Origin of the sequence: Pyxidicoccus caerfyrddinensis, from assembly GCF_010894405.1 — a bacterium.
GTDB lineage: Bacteria > Myxococcota > Myxococcia > Myxococcales > Myxococcaceae > Myxococcus > Myxococcus caerfyrddinensis.
Genome location: NZ_JAAIYA010000034.1, coordinates 80,808 through 97,640, shown reverse-complemented (window position 1 = coordinate 97,640; position 16,833 = coordinate 80,808). Strand labels below are relative to the sequence as shown.

Genomic DNA, 16,833 nt, shown 5'->3' with positions numbered 1-16,833 from the left:
GCGAGGGTCACCTCGATGACAGGGAGCGGGCGGGCTCCACGCCTGGGTGCCTGCCCTCGCATTCAACGGCGGCGCGGGCGAAGAATGCGCCCTCGCACGGGCACGGCTTGTGGACAGCGCCTGCCTTCACACCTCGGGAGATGAAGACGACATGGAGATCAAGGGCACGGCGCTCCTGGCGAGACAGGATTCCGTGGTGGCCGACTTCGGTGAGCCGGCGTGGCGCTCGTTCCTGACGGAGTACGCGAAGAAGGACTCCGTCTTCACGAAGCCGGTGATGCCCATGACGTGGATTCCGGCGGAGTCCTACGTGCGCTTCTCGGAGGCGCTGCTCGCGCGCTTCTACAAGAACGACCCGATGGCGTACTGGACCTTCGGTGAGAACGCCGTGGAGCAGGCGCTCACGAAGGGCCAGCTCAAGGCCATGTTCGCGCAGGCCGACTACCGCCGCTTCCTGCAGTTCTTCCCCGGCGTGTGGAAGGCGTACTTCAGCGCGGGCGTCGCCCACGTGGACGCGGGCGAGGGCTACGCGGAATTGCGCATCACCGGCGTCCCCAGGCCGCACGCGTACTTCGAGTACATCACCATGGGCTTCATGAAGCGCGGGCTGGAGGTGCTCGGCGCGAAGAACGTGAAGTCAGAACGCCTCAAGGGCTTCTCCCAGGGCAATGCGGAGTGCCTCTACCGCTTCCAGTTCACGGGCTGATTCAACCCACCGAGCCGTGGCGCACGCGACGCCTGCGCCACGCGGTGTACGAAGCCACCAGCGCTCCCGCCAGGGCGCCCGCGAGCGCGCCCAACAGCCTGCGCGGCACAGGCCCCGCAGCTGTCGTCGGCTCCAAGCGAAACGTCTCCAGCGAGGCGCGCACGCGGGGCTCCAATTCCTCCCACCGCACCGCGGGCGCACTCACCGCCACCACCGCGTGACGCCCCTCCGACGCGAGCCCCGCCACCAGCACCGTGCGCACCTGCCCCGCCTCGCGCAGCGTGCCGAGCACTTCCACGCGCGGCACCGCTCCGCCCAGCCGCTCCACGCGCTCGGGTGACAGCGTCAGGCCCAAATCCCTCTGGAAGTGCTGCATCACCGCCGCCGCGAATTCGTCCCGCGCGGAGGGACTCGCGGAGAAGCCTCGCTCCACCACGGACACCAGCAGCGTGGCTGCCTCCGGGCCATCGCCATCCGCGAGCGCGGCGGAGAGGGCTCGCGGTGCGTCCGCCTCCAGCGCCACCGTCCCCGCGCGCGAGCCGGCGTACTGCTCCCAGCGCACCATGTGGAAGCCCTCGGGCGGACGGAACTGGTAGCCGTCACGGCGCAATTCGGAGCCGAGCGCGCCAGACAACGCCACGAGTCCCACGGCCCAGAGCGAGGAGTGCACGGCGCACAGCATAGGGCGCCACGTCCCGCCTGCCGACCCCTGCCCCCATCCATGCAATCCACGGCATCCATGCGATTCGCGTTATCCTGGAGGCTCCCCGCTTCGAGCCCCGAAGCAGCAAGGAGCCATTGCGATGCGCATGTCCCCGACGCGAATCCTCTTCCTGGCAGCAGGCCTCCTGCTCGCATGTGGAGGCGCGGCGACGCCCGGTGCCACGGACGACAGCCCTGGCGAGCCCAAGCCGACCCGCGACGCCAACGTCATCTGCTACTCCGTCTGCGGCGACAACTACTGCGACGTCAACGCGGAGTCCTACAGCTGTCCCCAGGACTGCGGCAGCAACACGTGCGGCGACCACATCTGCTGCAACGAGACGCCCTCGCTCTGTCCCGAGGACTGCCCGTACGCGTCCGACTACTGCTACTTCACGCCCATGGGGCTGACTGGCGAAGCCCCGGAGCGACTCGTCGGCGAGCAGGAGCGCCCGCGCTTCACGCCCAGCCTCGTGTGCTACCCGGAGTGCGGTGACCACCTCTGCGATGTGAACTCCGAGGCCTACAGCTGCCCCGAGGACTGCGGCACCAACACGTGCGGCGACAATGTCTGCTGCAACGAAAACCCCTCCGTCTGCCCGCAGGACTGCCCCTACGCGTCGGACTACTGCTACTTCACGCCGCAGTGGTGAGGTGAGCCGCGCGCTCTGGGGCGGCATTCACCCTGCCGTCCCGGGTCGCTTCCAGGCATTCGACGCTCGCACGCGTTCGTTGTGACATCCCCCCGACGTCGCGGGTAACCTCCCCGGCCTGATGAACCCAGCAGCCCGGGCCGACATGGAGGCACGCGCCGATCGCGCCCTGCGCCGGGGTGAGCTCGCCGAGGCGCTCCACCTCTATGAGTCGCTCGCACGGGCCTTCCCCGACGACGCGGCGCTCGCCCTCAAGCTCACCAACCTGCGCGACTCGCTCCAGCCCTCGGAGCTGCAGGCCCTCCAGGCCTTCCAGCCGCCAGAGGAGGAAGCGTCCCTGCCCCTCGCCCCCTCCTCTCCCGCGCAGGAGGGCGAGCGCCTCTTCGCCCTCGGGGACTACGTGGGAGCCGCCGCCGCCTACCGCCGTGCCCTTCAAGAGCGCCCGGACAGTGAGCTGCTCAAGGAGCGGCTGATCGAGCTCTACGCCCTCGCGCGCGAAATGCCCCTACAGTCACCCACAGACAAGGCCCTTCCCAAGGCGGCGGAACCCCGCCTCCAGGCCCTGCTGGACAGGGTCGCCTCGCGGCGCCGCCTCAAGCGCGACTGACGGAAGAGCCCGTCTTCACTCGCAATTCCGCCGTACCGGGTGATTCGCGCGTTGCACCCCCCGGAGGGCACCCCTAGAATCAGGTCCGACGTCGCTGTCATGGTGTCACATCGTCCCTCTGACACCCGCGTCCGACCTGTATGCCCCAATCCCTCCGACTCGGCGTCCTCACCGGTGGTGGCGACTGTCCCGGGCTCAACGCGCTGATCCGCGGCCTCGTGAAGCGGGGCACGCACGAGTTCGGCCACGAGTTCGTCGGCATCGAGAATGGCTACATGGGCCTGGTCGAGCCGGGGCTCGCCCACCCGCTCACCGAGGAGGACACGCGCGGCATCCTCCCCAAGGGCGGCACCATCCTCGGCACGTCGAACAAGGCCAACCCCTTCGCCTACGCCTTCCATGAGAACGGCCACTGGGTGGAGCGGGACGTGTCCGACCAGGTCCTGCGCCGGTGCGAGGAATTGAAGCTGGACGGGCTCGTCGCCGTCGGCGGTGACGGAACGCTCTCGATTGGCCACCGATTGGCGGTCAAGGGTCTCAAGGTCGTGGGCTGTCCGAAGACCATCGACAACGACCTCTCCGGCACGGACCAGACGTTCGGCTTCGACACCGCGCGCCTCATCGTCACCGAGGCGCTGGACCGGCTGCACTCCACCGCCGAGGCGCATGACCGCGTGATGGTGGTGGAGATCATGGGCCGCCACGCCGGCTTCCTCACGCTGGACAGCGGCATCGCCGGCGGCGCGGACGTCATCCTCATCCCCGAGATTCCCTACCGGGTGGACGCCATCCTGGAGAAGCTCCGCCGCCGGCACATCCGCCGCCGCAGCTTCTCCATCATCGCCATCTCCGAGGGGGCCTTCCCCGAGGGCGGCGCGCTCGCCGTGCTGGAGAAGGCCGAGGACGTGCCCGGGCGCGGCGTGGTGCGGCTGGGCGGCTCCGGCAAGGTGTGCGCGGACCTGCTGGCAAAGCACATCGAGGCGGAGATTCGCGTGACGGTGCTGGGCCACCTGCAGCGCGGCGGCAGCCCGAGCGCCGCGGACCGGGTGCTGGCCACGCGCTACGGGTGCAAGGTGTTGGATCTCGTGCGGGACGGGCAGTGGAACCATATGGTGGCGCTGCGCGCCAACGAGGTGGTCGCGGTACCGTTGAGTGAGTCGCGCAAGGAGCGCCGGGTGGACCCATCCGGGGAGCTGGTGCGCTTCGCGAAGTCCATGGGCATCAGCTTCGGGGACTGAGGGGGAGGACTGCCGCACACCATGACGCTCGTCGGCCGCCATATCGGTCGCTATCGCATCCTCGAGCAGCTCGGCTCGGGGGGCATGAGCGTCGTGTACAAGGGCCTGGACACGGCCCTGGACCGCGAAGTCGCGGTGAAGGTGCTGCACCCGCACCTGGCCGGCAAGGACGAGTCCCGCCGCCGCCTGGCGCGCGAGGCCCGCGCGGTGGCCAAGTTGCACCACCCCAACATCCTCGAGGTCTTCGACTTCTCCTCCGCGGACGCGCAGGACGCGTTCATCGTCACCGAGTACATCCGCGGCGTGACGCTGAAGTCCGTCCTCGACGAGGGGCCCATGGACCCGCCGGAGCTGGCGGCCATGGTCATCCACGAGCTGGCGGCGGCGCTCGCCCATGCCCACGAGGCCGGCGTCATCCACCGCGACCTCAAGCCGGAGAACGTCATGGTGCGCGAGGACGGTGTCCTCAAGCTCATGGACTTCGGCATCGCGAGGCTGCTCGACATCGAAGAGCGGATGACGGTGACGGGCACGCTCGTGGGCTCGCCGGCCCACATGGCGCCGGAGATCATCGAAGGGCTGGAGGCCGGTCCCGAGGCGGACGTCTTCAGCGTCGGCATCATGTTCTACGCGGCGATGACGGGCCGGCTGCCCTTCACCGCGGCCAACACCACGGCCACGCTCAAGCGCATCCTCGACGGCGACTACGAGGACCCGCGCCGCCGCGTGCCCACTCTGTCGGACGAGCTGGCGGAGATCTGCGGCACCTGTCTTCAGCGAGATCCGACGCGGCGCTATCCGGACGCGGCGAAGCTGCGCGATGCGCTGGCGGACTACCTCGCCGGCCTGGGCTTCTCTCGCGTGGGCGAGGAGCTGGTGTCCTTCTTCGCGGACCCGCACTCGTACCGGAAGCTGGCGCGGCAGCGCATCGTGGCGTCGCTGCTGGAGCGCAGTGAGCGCCTGCTCGCGGAGAAGCGCACGCCGCGCGCGCTGGGCAGCCTCAACCACGTGCTCGCGCTGGATGCGACGAATGCCCGCGCGCTCGCGCTCCTCAAGGGGTTGCAGCGTGCCCAGCGCGTCAAGACGTGGCGCCGCCGGGGCATTCGCGCGGGCATTGGCCTGGCCACCCTCGGCCTGCTCGGACTGGGCGGCTGGAAGGTCCATCAGGCTCGCGCGGGCCAGGACATCACGGGCCCCGTGGAAGGCCCCCGCGGTGACGGCACGGGTCCTGGCGCAACGGGAACGGGCGCGCTCACGCAGCCGGGCAACTCGGGTACAGGCGCCACGGGCGGGCTGATGCAGCAGGGTGTCCCGGGCTCGGGCGCACCCTCCCAACCGGGCGCGAAGGGGAGCAACGCGACGGGGACGGGCGCTGTCGCGCCGCGGCCTCCCGCGATGGCGCAGCCGCCGTCCCTCAAGGACGAAGAAGCTCCGGCACCCATCGGCTCCGCCACTTCGCAGGGCCCGCGCACCACGCCTCCGGGCGGCCTCACCCCACGCGAAGACTCCTCCCCCACTCCGGGCGGTGCTCGCACCGGTGTCACCCGCCCCGCGCTCGCCTCTCCGGATGACGCCGCGCTGCGCAAGCCGCTGGTGCACAAGGTGCCGGTGTCCATCCTGGTGCGGCCGTATGGCATCATCCGGGTGGGCGACGGCGTGCCCAGCGCCCAGCCGCTCCAGAAGCACGACCTGGAGGTGACGCCGGGGCGTCACGACGTCACCATCTCCTGCGACTACTGCGAGGACGTGGTGGACACCATCGACGTGAGCGCGGACGGGGAGAACGTCTTCCACCTGCGCGCCCAACCCAAGCCCACGAAGCTCTCCCTCGAGTACGAGCCCGCGGACGCCATCGTGCGCGTGGGCGACGAGCAGCGCACCGCGCAGGAGAGCCTCCAGAAGCCCTTCGAGGTCCGCTCCCCGCGCGGCCCCGCCGGCTTCCAGCACACCGTCGTGGTGGAGATCTCCCACCCCGGCTTCCTGCCGGAGCGGCGCGTGGTGCACCTGCGTCCCGGCAAGCCCGAAACCCTGAAAGGGAGCCTCCGCCCCGAATGAGCCGCGGACGCTTCCTGCTCCTCTTGTGGGCGCTCGTCCTCGCGGCGCCCGCCGCGCTCGCCCAGGACTCCGGAGACCCGGAGGTGGACGCCCTGCGCGCCAGCTTCGAGTACGGCAAGTACGCCGAGGTGTTGGACCGCGCGGGCGCCCGCATCGACCGCGGCGGGCTGGCCGAGGACGACCTGGTGGAGTTGCACAAGCTGGCGGGCCTCGCGGCCTTCAACCTCGGCCGCACCGAGGACGCCACGCGTCACCTACGCGCCCTGCTCCGGTTGGATCCGGACTACGGCCTGGACCCCTTCGTCGTCCCGCCCCCGGCGGTGGCCTTCCTGGACGCGCTCAAGGAGGAGATGTCCAGCGAGCTGGAGTTCCTCCGTCAGGAGCGGCGCCTGCGCCAGGAGCGCGAGAAGGCCGAGGCCGAGCGCCGCGAGCGCGAGCGCGTGGAGGCCGAGGTGCAGCGCCGCCGCGCCGAGGAGCTGGCCAGCCAGGTCACCGTGCGCACCGTGGAGAAGCGCAACTTCCTCGTCAACTTCGTGCCCTTCGGCGCCGGCCAGTTCCAGCAGGGCCGCAACAGCCTCGGCATCGTCTTCGCCGCCACCGAGGGCGCGCTCGCGGTGACGAGCATCATCTCCTTCTTCGCCTACGACTCGCTCTTCGAGGAGCAGACCATCGACCTCGACAACGTGCTCGACCCGGACGGCAAGGCCTCGGTCCGCATCCGCTACATCCCCACCAGCCGCGGACGTCAGCGCGACACGTGGCAATTGCTCAAGCTGTCCTCGGCCGCGGGCTTCTACACCATCTATGCGCTGGGCGTGGTGGACGCGCTGTACCACCACGAAGACCAGGTCATCCGCACCACGGTGGAGCCCCGCCCGGAAGCGCCCACGCCCTCGCCCAACCCTCCCCGCCCGCCGCGCGTGGAGGCGAACACACCTCCGCCGCGCTTGAGCCTGTACTCCACCTCCGGCGGACTCGGCGCCGGCCTCACCCTCTTCTTCTGAGCCTCTCCAGGTACGCGACGCCATGGCCAGCCTCACCGTCCGCTCTCCCGATGGCAAGGTCCGCTCGGTCTCCCTGCTCAAGCGCATCACCAGCATCGGCCGGGGCCCGGACAACGACGTGCAGCTCGAGGACCCGGGCGTGCCCGACAGCGCCCTCCATGTCACCTACGACGGCAGCCGCTACGAGGTGGGCAGCCTTGGCGCTACCTTCCACGTCAACGGCAAGAAGCGCGACGCGCACGCCCTGTCCACCGGCGACGTGGTCCGCGTCGGCGGCACCGAGCTGACGTTCGCCCGCGAGGACGCGCCCCGCGCGCCGCCTCCGCCGCCCACCCCGCCCCGCGAGGTGAGCCGCACCTCCAGCCCGGACTCACACACGTCGGAGCTGCCCGGCGTGCCGGGCCGCGAGCTGGTGCTGCTGCGCCGCCTCACCGCGTTCAGCGAGCGGCTGCTGGGGCTCTACGACGTGGAGCGCATCCTGGAGGGCCTGATGGACGAGGCCATCGAGGTGACGCGCGCCGACAAGGGCTTCCTCATCCTCATGGAGAGCGGCGACCCCCGCGTGAAGGTGGCCCGCAACGTGGCCCGGGAGAACATCGAGGACGCGGTGGAGAAGCTGTCGGACTCCATCATCGCCAAGGTGGTGAAGGACCAGAAGCCCATCATCGTCGCGGACGCGGTGGACGCCCCCGAGTTCAAGGCCAGCGAGTCCGTGGTCAACCTGCGCGTCCACTCCGTCATGTGCGTGCCGCTGATGCACAAGGGCGACCTGTTCGGCGTCATCTACGTGGGCAATGACCGGCTGGTGAATCGCTTCGAGCCGAAGAGCGCGGACATGCTCACCATCTTCGCGGCGCAGGCGTCGCTCGTCCTGCAGAACGCGATGCTGGTGAACGACCTCAAGCTGGACAACACCGAGCTGCGCCGGAAGCTGGAGGACCAGCGCTACGGCGACATCGTCGGCGCGTGTCAGGGCATGCGCGACGTGTACAAGCGCATCGACAAGATTGCCCCCACGGACATCTCCGTGCTGATCACGGGCGAGACGGGCACCGGCAAGGAGCTCATCGCCCGGGAGATCCACCGCCGCTCTCCGCGCGTGAAGGGCCCGTTCATCACCATCAACTGCGGCGCCATTCCGGAGAGCCTCCTGGAGAGCGAGCTGTTCGGCCACGTGAAGGGCGCCTTCACCGGCGCGGTGGCCACCAAGGCGGGCAAGTTCCAGGCGGCCATCGGCGGCACGCTCTTCCTGGACGAGATTGGCGAGATGCCCCTGCAGCTCCAGGTGAAGCTGCTGCGCGCGCTGCAGGAGAAGATCGTCTACAAGGTGGGCGACAACCGCGGCGAGCCGGTGGACATTCGCGTGGTGGCCGCCACCAACAAGGTCCTCGAGGACGAGGTGAAGAAGAACGCCTTCCGCGAGGACCTCTACTACCGGCTCAACGTCGTCACGCTGAAGCTGCCGCCCCTGCGCGAGCGCGGCGAGGACGTGGTGGTGCTGGGGAAGTTCTTCCTCTCGAAGTACTCGCGCGAGTTCAACTCCAAGGCCCGGGGCTTCACGCCGTCCGCCGCGGTGTCCATGCGCAAGTACGGCTGGCCCGGCAACATCCGCGAGCTGGAGAACCGGCTGAAGAAGGCGGTGGTGCTCGCGGACAAGCCGCTGCTCGGCCCGGACGACCTGGACCTCAAGCCGGAGAACCTGGAGCCCATCATGCCGCTGCTCCAGGCCAAGGAAGAATTCCAGAAGCGTTACATCAACGAGGTGCTCGCCCGGAACAACGGCAACCGCACCAAGACGGCCAAGGACCTGGGCGTGGACCCACGCACCATCTTCCGCCATCTGGAGAAGCTGGAGGCGGAGAAGTCGGGCCGGCCCCTGCCGCCCGAGGAGGGCGACGAGCTGCTCTAGTGCCAGCGGAGCGGACCGCACGGACGATGGAACGCACGACGCGGCGACAGACCTGGGCGGTGCTGCTGGTGGCCACGGCGTGGGCCGCCACCGGCTGCCTCATTCCCCAGGACGACACGCAGCTGGACCGCGTGCCCGAGTTCATGAACCGGCCTCCCCGCATCGTGGAGAGCCTGGTGTCGCCGCAGGCGCGCATCATCTCCGACTTCGGCGCCGGCCAGTGCGACCTCACCTTCGAGGTGGTGGTGGAAGACCCGGACGTGGACGACCGCATCGTCGTGCACTGGTACGTGGACTACAACCCGCAGGACCCCCGCCAGGCCTACCGCCAATACGAGCTGACGAACACCCGCGAGCCCCGGCGCGCGGACCGGGGCACGCTGCTCATCAGCCTCGCGTCCGCCAACAACCCGCTGAGCACACCCGGCCCCCACCTGGTGGAGGCGCTCGTCAGCGACTCGGAGCTGGTGGACCGGGTGCCGCGCTCGGAGACGGTGGAGCTGCCGGACGGCACCGTCATCCAGAACCCGGGGTTCGTCACCACGTACGCGTGGGCGGTGAACACGGTGCAGGGGGACTGCCGGTGACGCGCCGGGGCGCGGGGCTCGCGCTGCTGGCGGTGCTCGCGGGCGCCGGGTGCGCGCTAATCGAAGAAGAGCCGGACCCCAGCCAGCTGGTGTGCAGCTCGGATGACGAGTGCGGCGTCGACGAGGTGTGCTTCCCGGACGGCTGTGGAGATCCGGGCCGCGACATCGTCGTGGAGGTGGTGCCCAACCCGCAGAAGCGGAGCAACGCGCAGGACTTCCGCGTGGAGGACCTGCGGCCGGAGCAGAACCTGTCGCTGTTCGCCCCCTCCTCGGTGGCGGGGCTCGTGATGCGAGCCACGTCGCTGCCGGCGGCGGACGGCGGCGTCGCCATGCGCCCCTACTCCGAGCCCCTTCGCCTGCGCGCCACGGGCGAGAGCCTCCTGCTGCCCGGCGTGGTGCGGCAGTACGACGCATCGCTGGTGCCCATCAATGGCACCTGGGCGCTGCCGGTGGGCACCGGCCGGTACACGGTGACGCTGACGGCCGATGACGTGGAGATGCCTCCGGTGCGGGGCACCAGCAGCGTGGAGCCCGGCGCCACGGCGCCGCTGGACATGGTGCTGCCCGCCCCGGACACGCTGGCGTGGCTGAGCGGAAGGGTGGAGCGCGAGGACGGCGTGCTGGTGGACGCGCCGCTCGACATCCAGGCCCTGGACGCGGACCTCACGGCCCTGTCCCAGCGCGTGTCGGTGGCGCGCGGCACGGGCGACTTCACCGTCGTCATTCCCCGCGAGGCGTCGCGGCGCACCGCGGTCCTGCTGCGCGTGACGGCCACCGGCACGGCTCCGTGGGTGCCGCAGAAGACCTTCACCGTGGACCCGCGCGCGCCGCTCACCGCGCCGCTGGAGCTGGGCGACTACGGCACGCCGGTGCGGGTGACGGGCCGGGTGGTGGGCCTGGACGGACGGCCGGTGGCGGGCGCCACCGTCTCGCTCCAGGGCGAGGTGGGCGGAGGCGGCACCTTCCGCGGTCCGCTGGCCACCTCTAGCACCGAGGGGCGCTTCACCGTGGACACGTTGCCGTCCGCGCCGGGTGGGACGCTGTCGCTGGTGGTGGTACCGCCGCCCGGCTCCACCGCGGGCCTCACGGTGCAGTCGGTGGAGGTGCCGCGCACCGGGGCCGCGCTGCCGGACGTGCTCTGCCCGGACCGCCGTGTCGTGCGGGGCGCCCTCCTCCAGCCGGACAACACCACCCCGGCGGAGGGCGTGCGCGTGGTGGCCGAGCCGGTGGGCCAGGTGCCGGGCTGGCCCCGTCCGCCCTCGGGCGGCGAGGCGCTGGGCGCCACGGCCGACGGGGGCGTCTTCGAGCTGCGGCTGGACCCGGCCGTGTACCGCGTGGACTTCGTGCCCACGGAGAACCTGCCGCGCGTCAGCCGCACCGTCACCGTGCTGCCCGGCGAGGACGACAGCAAGCAGGAGCTGGCCACCTTCCCGCTGCAGAAGGGCCGCACCGTCAGCGGCCGGGTGACAGAGGGCGACGCGGACGCGGGCAGCGCGCGCGTCGTGCCCTATGCCTCCATCCGCTTCTACCGGGTGGTGACGCTGGAGGGCCGGCCCACCACGGTGCTGCTGTCGCAGGCGGTGTCGGACCAGGAGGGCCGCTACACCGCGCTGATACCGGTGCGCTGACGGCTCAGGGCAGCCGGCCGGCGCCCGGATTCTTCCGCGCGGTGGCGAAGGCGGCGTGCAGCGCGTCCACCGCGCCGCCCACCTCGCCCGCGTACTGCACCGCGTGGATGGTGTAGAGGTCCTGCACGCCCTCCAGGCGACGGAACACCGCGCGCAGCGACTCGCGGTCTCTCGAATCGAGCCCGCACATGGACTCGCGCTGGCGCAGCCGCTCCAGCCAGGCTGTGCGGAAGCCCATCCACTGCCGGTCCACGTTGCTGGCGGGGGAGACGCGCACCAGCTTCTCGCGCTCGGACTCCAGCTCCGCCCACAGCGCCTGCGCGCCGTCCAGGCACTCGCGGAAGGTGAGCAACTGGGCCGCGGCGGGCGGCCTCTCCGGCGTCATGGCGGCCACCGAGCGGCTCACGTTCCAGAGGATCCACACCGAGAATAGCGTGGTGAGCAGGATGTAAACGCCGTACGCGCCACCGCGGTAGCGGCGGAAGCGGGGGTCTTTCCGGGGGTCGGGAACGGACACGGGGCCCAGGTCTTACGACCGTGGACCCCGTGTGGCAACGCTTCCGTGTCTCCCACCGTCAACCGGTGGGAGGTTTCGGGCCCCTCCGGACGCCCAGGGGCCTACTGGCCGGCGGGCGTGGCCACCGCGGGCGCGGCGGCGGGGGCGCCCGGGGCCGCGGCGGCCTCGGGGTTCATGGCGCGCTTCACCGTGGCGATGCGGCCACGGAACTGCGGCTGGTACTGGCTGTTGGGGTAGGTGCCGGCCGCGTCGCGCGCGGTCTCCAGCGCCTTCTCCATCTGGCCGACCTCCTGGTACGACTGGGCCAGCAGCAGCATGGCGTAGTCGCGCGTCTTGGAGGCCTTGTCGCCCTCGACGAAGCGGGCCAGCAGGGGCACCGCCTTGTCGTGCTGACGGGAGTTGTTGTAGGCCGTGCCGAGGAAGAAGGACGCGTCGAGCGCCTGCTCCTGCGGCGGGTTCATGGCCAGGAAGCGCTCCATCTCCGAGATGACGCTCGCCATCTCGTTCTTGCGGAAGGCGATCTTCCCGCGCTCGAAGGCGGCGTCGCCCGTCTCACGGCGCAGCGCGGTGGCGCGGTCGTTGAGGGCCTGGCGCTCCAGGGAGGACAGGCGGGAGGTGTCCAGCTTCACCAGCGCGTCGATGCCCTTGAGGCGCTCGTCGCCGGGGAGCGTGGTCATCATCTTGTAGACCTCGCCCGCAGCGCGCTGCGCCGTCTGGTGCGTGGCCACGTCCCCGCGCTGCTTCTCCAGCTGCGAGGACAGGTCGGCGACCATCTTCTCCAGCCGCTCGCGCTCGTTGGTGGCGCTGGAGCTGCGTGCGCTGGTGATCATCAGCGCGGCGCCCACGGCGATGACAGCGAAGAGGACGTAGGCCACGGCGGACGAGAGCCACTGGCGCTTCTGGAAGTCCTCGTGACGCTTGCCGACCGCCTTCACCTCCGCATGGAGGTTCTTCAGCAGGTTGTCGCTCTTGATGACGAGGTTGCGGGCCTCGACGATTTCGCGGCGGAGATCCGCCAGTTCCTTCTCCACATCGGTCTTCGGCTGCTCTGGCATGGACATCTTCCTGGGCGCGGAAACGACTTCGGCCGACTCACGCATCGTAAGGAGTTCTCCGGGGCGTATGGCGATAAATTCCGGAGCGGAACAGCCCCGCGCGGCCAGTCCATTTCCGGAAAGCAGACAGACGGGCCTCGCCCGCCCGCCTCCCCTACCTGCTACCGGGCAGGGGCCGCGACGGCTCGGCCGGGAAGCTGTATGTCACTCCCACGGCGAACCAGCTACCTCCATTGCTGAAGCTGCCGATTCGGGCCTCCTTTTCGTCCTTGGGGCCCACGGGCCCGCGGAGGAAGGCGAGCCGGTACTCGGCCGTCACGCCCCAGCGCGGCGACAGGCGCAGCGTGGTCCCGAGCGAGCCCATCCATATCTGGGTGGTGGTCTCCTGTACTGTCTCGCCTCGGCGCTTCGACGAAGCGAGCGAGGGCCCGGTGGAGATGCCCGCGAAGGGCAGGAGCCCATACGGGCCCACCTCCGGCAGCACCGTCTGGAAGCGCAGGCCCACGGCGGCGCCGTAGCTCAGGGTGTCGATGGTCTGCTCGCCCTCGGGCGAGTTGACGTAGAGCCGCCCGCCGGTGACGAACAGGTCGATGCCCAGCTCCACCAGGTCGTTGATGGCGTAGGCGAAGGTGCCCACCGCCAGCGGCCCGCCGGAGGCCTCGCGGGCGCGCGGCAGGTCCTTGTTGAGGTCGCGGCTGTACCAGCCCTTGTAGAACGTCTCGTTGGACGTGAAGCGGTAGCCGCCCTGGATGGAGATGCGCCCCACCCCGTCCAGCGACGTGGAGACCTCTTCTTCGGCCTCGTCGGAGTCCTGGGCGACGGCGGGGGCGGCGATGAGCAGGGCGAGCGGCGGGAGGAGGCGGCGGAGCATCAATGGACTCTGGGGGCCCTGGCGCAAGGCCGGGGCTTCAGGGGCGCTTGGGACGCAGCGCGATTTCCAGGAAGGTGGTCTGCTTGCGGCGCAGCGATGCGAAGAGGCAGCGCACGACGCACAGCGCGCCGAACTCGCGGAGCACGACGTCCAGGTTGGCCACCACGTCCCGCAGGGTGATCACACCGCGCATGTGCCCGCTCCTGTGCGTTGCCGTGGGTGTCCGTCGCGTACGTCCTTGCAGGGTCCGCCCGGTGCTACAGGCGTGTGGCGCACCGTAGCAGGGGACTCCCACGCGTCAATTTTCCGGCGGGCGCAAGCGCGCGGTGTCACTGGGGATTCCGCTCGGGCGAATCAGCGGGCGCGGCGCTCCAGCTCCAGCAGCGGCATCTCCAGCACCACCACCGTGCCGTGGATGCAGGGGGGGTGGAAGTCGGCGCGGTCCAGCTCGCCCAGGAGCGCGCGGAGCTGCGCGTCGGTGAGGGGCGTGGCGCTGGCGCGGCGCGCGGCGTGGCAGGCCATCACCCGCACCGCCTCCGCTAGGGACACCGCGTCCAGCGTGGCCCCCTTGGGCGGCAGCGCGCGGGCTAGCGCCTCCAGCAGCGAGCGCGCATCCGCGCCCTCCAGCCCCGGCGGGGCCGTCTTCAGCGCCACCGTGGTGCCGCCGAAGGGCTCCACGTCGAAGCCCAGCCGCGTGAGCGCCTCACGTCCTTCCACCAGCGCCTTCGCCGCCGGCAGCGGCATCTCCAGCGTGGTGCCGAACAGCGACGGAGCTGGGGGCGGCTTCTCGTCCTCCAGCGCGCGCAGGTAGCCCGTCAGCCGCGCCCGCTCCAGCGCGGCGTGCGGGTCCAACACCACCAGTGTGCCGCCGGGGCCCTCGCACACGTGGAAGCGTCCGCCCAGCATGCCCATGGGCCGCAGCGCCGCGAAGTAGCCGGGCGGCGGGGCTTCATTGAGCTGGGGCTGCGCCTGACCGAAGGCGGGCGCCTGTCCCGCTCCCGGCGCGAAGGGCAGCCCTCCCGGCCGTGTCCCCGGCGGGATCGGCCCGGACGGAAGTGGCCCCAGCGGCGCGCGGCCAGGCCCGGCCGGCGCGCCCGGTGCGTCCATCGCCGTGGGCAGCGGCGCGCCCCACGTCGCCTCCTGGGCGCGGGTGAGGAAGCGCTCCACGGCGAGCGCGTAGTGGGCGGCCTCGCGCGGCTGGCCCGGCTGCGGGGCGTTGGCGTCCGCCGCGGCGCCCAGCCACGGGGCGGCGCGCAGCATGCGAGTGAGCGCGGCGGTGAGTGCCTCCTGCACGCCGCGCGCGTCGGCGAAGCGCACCTCGAGCTTCTGCGGGTGCACGTTGACGTCCACCGCGCGCGGGTCCACGTCGATGTGGAGCACCACCACCGGCTGCCGGCCCGACGCGAGGAAGTCCTGGTACGCGCGCTGGATGGTGCCGATGAGGCCGCGGTCCCTCACGTAGCGGCGGTTGACGTAGGTGTAGAGGCCGCGCGCGTTGTTGAAGGTGAATTCAGGTGACGCGGCGTACCCGGTGACGGTGACGCCCAGCCGCCGCTCCTCCACGGGGAACAGGTGCGGGTGCGCGGTGGGGCCCAGCGCCGCGGCGATGCGCTCGCGCGGGTCGTCCGGGCAGGCCCCGCTGGAGAAGAGCGTGCCGCCCTCGTGCGAGGCGAAGAAGCCCACCTCCGGGTACGCCAGCGCCAGGCGCACCACGGCCTCCTCCGCGTGCTTCAATTCGGTGTCGCCCCGGCGGAGGAACTTGCGGCGCGCGGGCACGTTGAAGAAGAGGTCCTCCACGGTGATGACGGTGCCGGTGCGCGGCGGCGCGTCCTCCACCAGCGGCGGGCCTCCGCCCTCCACCACCACGCGCGTGCCCACCTCGGCGCCGACCTCCGCGGTGTGGAGTGTGAAACGGGAGACGGAGGCAATGGCCGGAATCGCCTCGCCCCTGAAGCCCATGGAGTCGATGTGGAAGAGGTCGTCCAGCTCGCGCAGCTTGCTGGTGGCGTGACGTTCCAGACACGCGACGGCGTCCTGGCGGCCCATGCCATGCCCGTCATCGGACACGATGATGCGGTCCACGCCCCCGCCCTCCAGCTCGACGCGAATGGTGCTGGCCTCGGCGTCGAGCGAGTTCTCCACCAGCTCCTTCACCACGGAGGCGGGGCGCTCCACCACCTCTCCGGCGGCGATCTTGTTGATGAGGACGTCACTGAGGCGGGCGATACGAGCCATGACGATCGTTCACCCTCCGCCACACAGAAGACGTTGTAAAGCGCGACGGCACCGGTGTTGGCTGACATTCCCGAGCGGCTGGGCTAACACCCGACACCGCGAATGGACGTGTCACGACCAGGCAAGGGGCGGCTTCGCGTCGCGATCACCGGCGCGAGCGGGGACTACGGAAAGCTGCTCATGCATCGGCTGGAGAGAGATCCAGACGTGGAGAGCATTCTCGTATTGGACGTGGCACGTCCCGAGGGTTCCAAGGTCGAGTACCACCGGGTGGACCTCACCCGGTACGACGCGGAGGGCGAACTGACCGACGCGCTCACCGACCGCCCCGTGGACGCGCTCTACCACCTGGCCTTCCTCTTCGGGCCCATCCGCAACGGCTCGCTGGCGCATGAATTGGAAGTCATCGGCACCATGAACGTGCTGACCGCGGCGGGGCGCGCGCGGCTGCCGCGACTGGTGGTGCCGTCGATGACGGCCGTGTACGGCGCGCGCGGCAACAACCCGGCGCTCCTGCGCGAGGACTCGCCGCTGCAGGGCTGTCCGCACAGCCGCTTCGTCACCGACAAGGTGGAGGTGGAGGGACAGGTGCGGGCCTTCCGCGAGCGCCACCCGGACATGCGCGTGCTGGTGCTGCGCTTCGCGCCGGTGCTCGGCCCCTCGGTGGACAACCCCGCCACGCGGCTGCTCAAGCGCGGCGTGGTGCCCACGCTGCTGGGGTACGACCCGCTCTGGCAGGGGCTGCACGAAGAGGACGCCGCGCGGGCGCTGCACCTGGCGCTGCGCGCGGAGACGTCTGGCGAGTTCAACATCGTGGGCCGGGGCGTGCTGCCGCTGTCCGGCCTCATCCACCAGGCGGGTGCCCGCCCGCTCCCCCTGCCGGGGCCGCTGTTCCGGGCCGCGCTGCGCACATTGGACGTCGTGGGGGCCGGCACGTTGCCCATGGCCCTGCTCGACTACATCCATTACTCGTGGGTCGCGGACGGCGAGCGCGCCGACTCCGGACTCGGTTTCATCCCCTTCCACCACGTCAGGGACGCCGCTGCGGCGCTGAGGAGGAGCTAGT

The 16,833-nt window shown here is 70.9% G+C and carries 16 protein-coding genes; 10 read left to right on the top strand and 6 right to left on the bottom strand.

What is annotated here, in order from left to right:
• Positions 1 to 151: 151 nt before the first annotated feature.
• Entirely contained in the window at positions 152 to 706 is a 555-nt protein-coding gene (locus tag G4D86_RS46775) for a hypothetical protein (protein WP_164001985.1), read from the top strand.
• Between the two features lies 1 nt (position 707).
• Here G4D86_RS46775 and G4D86_RS46770 read toward each other — a convergent pair whose 3' ends face one another.
• Positions 708 to 1,388, bottom strand: a complete 681-nt coding sequence (locus G4D86_RS46770; RefSeq protein ID WP_420821892.1) for a hypothetical protein — start codon at positions 1,386 to 1,388, stop codon at positions 708 to 710.
• Between the two features lie 127 nt (positions 1,389 to 1,515).
• On the opposite strand from G4D86_RS46770, the gene G4D86_RS46765 reads away from it, so the two are divergent.
• From G4D86_RS46765 to G4D86_RS46730, 8 genes are all read left to right on the top strand, one after another.
• Positions 1,516 to 2,061: a hypothetical protein gene (locus G4D86_RS46765; protein WP_164001981.1), complete on the top strand. Its 546-nt coding sequence runs from the start codon at positions 1,516 to 1,518 to the stop codon at positions 2,059 to 2,061.
• Between the two features lie 121 nt (positions 2,062 to 2,182).
• Complete coding sequence (locus tag G4D86_RS46760) at positions 2,183 to 2,668, top strand: hypothetical protein (protein ID WP_164001979.1); 486 nt, start codon at positions 2,183 to 2,185, stop codon at positions 2,666 to 2,668.
• 140 nt (positions 2,669 to 2,808) lie between these two features.
• Positions 2,809 to 3,906: a 6-phosphofructokinase gene (locus G4D86_RS46755; RefSeq protein WP_164001978.1), complete on the top strand. Its 1,098-nt coding sequence runs from the start codon at positions 2,809 to 2,811 to the stop codon at positions 3,904 to 3,906.
• A gap of 21 nt (positions 3,907 to 3,927) precedes the next feature.
• Complete coding sequence (locus G4D86_RS46750; protein WP_164001976.1) at positions 3,928 to 5,961, top strand: serine/threonine protein kinase; 2,034 nt, start codon at positions 3,928 to 3,930, stop codon at positions 5,959 to 5,961.
• Entirely contained in the window at positions 5,958 to 6,965 is a 1,008-nt protein-coding gene (locus G4D86_RS46745) for a tetratricopeptide repeat protein (protein ID WP_164001974.1), read from the top strand. Before G4D86_RS46750 ends, G4D86_RS46745 begins: the two co-directional genes overlap by 4 nt.
• A 22-nt stretch (positions 6,966 to 6,987) precedes the next feature.
• On the top strand, positions 6,988 to 8,874 hold the full coding sequence (locus G4D86_RS46740; protein ID WP_164001972.1) for a sigma 54-interacting transcriptional regulator: 1,887 nt from the start codon (positions 6,988 to 6,990) through the stop codon (positions 8,872 to 8,874).
• A 26-nt stretch (positions 8,875 to 8,900) separates the two neighbouring features.
• Positions 8,901 to 9,461, top strand: a complete 561-nt coding sequence (locus tag G4D86_RS46735; protein ID WP_164001971.1) for a hypothetical protein — start codon at positions 8,901 to 8,903, stop codon at positions 9,459 to 9,461.
• Positions 9,458 to 11,089 carry a carboxypeptidase-like regulatory domain-containing protein gene (locus tag G4D86_RS46730; RefSeq protein ID WP_240360865.1) on the top strand — a complete coding sequence of 544 codons (1,632 nt, stop codon included), beginning with the start codon at positions 9,458 to 9,460 and terminating at the stop codon, positions 11,087 to 11,089. The genes G4D86_RS46735 and G4D86_RS46730 overlap by 4 nt, the downstream gene beginning before the upstream one ends.
• Positions 11,090 to 11,093: 4 nt before the next feature.
• Here the strand turns inward: G4D86_RS46730 and G4D86_RS46725 are convergent, their stop codons facing one another.
• The 5 genes from G4D86_RS46725 to mutL all read right to left on the bottom strand — a co-directional run bounded on the left by G4D86_RS46725 (position 11,094) and on the right by mutL (position 15,767).
• Positions 11,094 to 11,606 (bottom strand): hypothetical protein, encoded by a 513-nt coding sequence (locus G4D86_RS46725; RefSeq protein WP_205520375.1) that lies wholly within the window; start codon positions 11,604 to 11,606, stop codon positions 11,094 to 11,096.
• A gap of 101 nt (positions 11,607 to 11,707) precedes the next feature.
• Positions 11,708 to 12,706, bottom strand: coding sequence for a tetratricopeptide repeat protein (locus G4D86_RS46720; RefSeq protein WP_164001966.1), 999 nt, complete (start codon positions 12,704 to 12,706; stop codon positions 11,708 to 11,710).
• Between the two features lie 109 nt (positions 12,707 to 12,815).
• Positions 12,816 to 13,532: an outer membrane beta-barrel protein gene (locus G4D86_RS46715; RefSeq protein WP_205520377.1), complete on the bottom strand. Its 717-nt coding sequence runs from the start codon at positions 13,530 to 13,532 to the stop codon at positions 12,816 to 12,818.
• 37 nt (positions 13,533 to 13,569) lie between these two features.
• Complete coding sequence (locus G4D86_RS52395) at positions 13,570 to 13,725, bottom strand: hypothetical protein (protein WP_205520374.1); 156 nt, start codon at positions 13,723 to 13,725, stop codon at positions 13,570 to 13,572.
• 161 nt (positions 13,726 to 13,886) lie between these two features.
• Positions 13,887 to 15,767, bottom strand: a complete 1,881-nt coding sequence (gene mutL / locus G4D86_RS46710; protein ID WP_164001964.1) for a DNA mismatch repair endonuclease MutL — start codon at positions 15,765 to 15,767, stop codon at positions 13,887 to 13,889.
• Between the two features lie 102 nt (positions 15,768 to 15,869).
• On the opposite strand from mutL, the gene G4D86_RS46705 reads away from it, so the two are divergent.
• Positions 15,870 to 16,832, top strand: a complete 963-nt coding sequence (locus tag G4D86_RS46705; protein ID WP_164001962.1) for an SDR family oxidoreductase — start codon at positions 15,870 to 15,872, stop codon at positions 16,830 to 16,832.
• The last annotated feature ends 1 nt before the right edge of the window (position 16,833 follow it).

Bases quoted from the DNA above. Each gene is read 5' to 3' on its own strand.
- G4D86_RS46775 (WP_164001985.1), top strand. From the start codon at position 152: ATGGAGATCAAGGGCACGGCGCTCCTGGCGAGACAGGATTCCGTGGTG.
- G4D86_RS46770 (WP_420821892.1), bottom strand. From the start codon at position 1,388: ATGCTGTGCGCCGTGCACTCCTCGCTCTGGGCCGTGGGACTCGTGGCG.
- G4D86_RS46765 (WP_164001981.1), top strand. From the start codon at position 1,516: ATGTCCCCGACGCGAATCCTCTTCCTGGCAGCAGGCCTCCTGCTCGCA.
- G4D86_RS46760 (WP_164001979.1), top strand. From the start codon at position 2,183: ATGAACCCAGCAGCCCGGGCCGACATGGAGGCACGCGCCGATCGCGCC.
- G4D86_RS46755 (WP_164001978.1), top strand. From the start codon at position 2,809: ATGCCCCAATCCCTCCGACTCGGCGTCCTCACCGGTGGTGGCGACTGT.
- G4D86_RS46750 (WP_164001976.1), top strand. From the start codon at position 3,928: ATGACGCTCGTCGGCCGCCATATCGGTCGCTATCGCATCCTCGAGCAG.
- G4D86_RS46745 (WP_164001974.1), top strand. From the start codon at position 5,958: ATGAGCCGCGGACGCTTCCTGCTCCTCTTGTGGGCGCTCGTCCTCGCG.
- G4D86_RS46740 (WP_164001972.1), top strand. From the start codon at position 6,988: ATGGCCAGCCTCACCGTCCGCTCTCCCGATGGCAAGGTCCGCTCGGTC.
- G4D86_RS46735 (WP_164001971.1), top strand. From the start codon at position 8,901: ATGGAACGCACGACGCGGCGACAGACCTGGGCGGTGCTGCTGGTGGCC.
- G4D86_RS46720 (WP_164001966.1), bottom strand. From the start codon at position 12,706: ATGCGTGAGTCGGCCGAAGTCGTTTCCGCGCCCAGGAAGATGTCCATG.
- G4D86_RS46715 (WP_205520377.1), bottom strand. From the start codon at position 13,532: ATGCTCCGCCGCCTCCTCCCGCCGCTCGCCCTGCTCATCGCCGCCCCC.
- G4D86_RS52395 (WP_205520374.1), bottom strand. From the start codon at position 13,725: ATGCGCGGTGTGATCACCCTGCGGGACGTGGTGGCCAACCTGGACGTC.
- mutL (WP_164001964.1), bottom strand. From the start codon at position 15,767: ATGGCTCGTATCGCCCGCCTCAGTGACGTCCTCATCAACAAGATCGCC.
- G4D86_RS46705 (WP_164001962.1), top strand. From the start codon at position 15,870: ATGGACGTGTCACGACCAGGCAAGGGGCGGCTTCGCGTCGCGATCACC.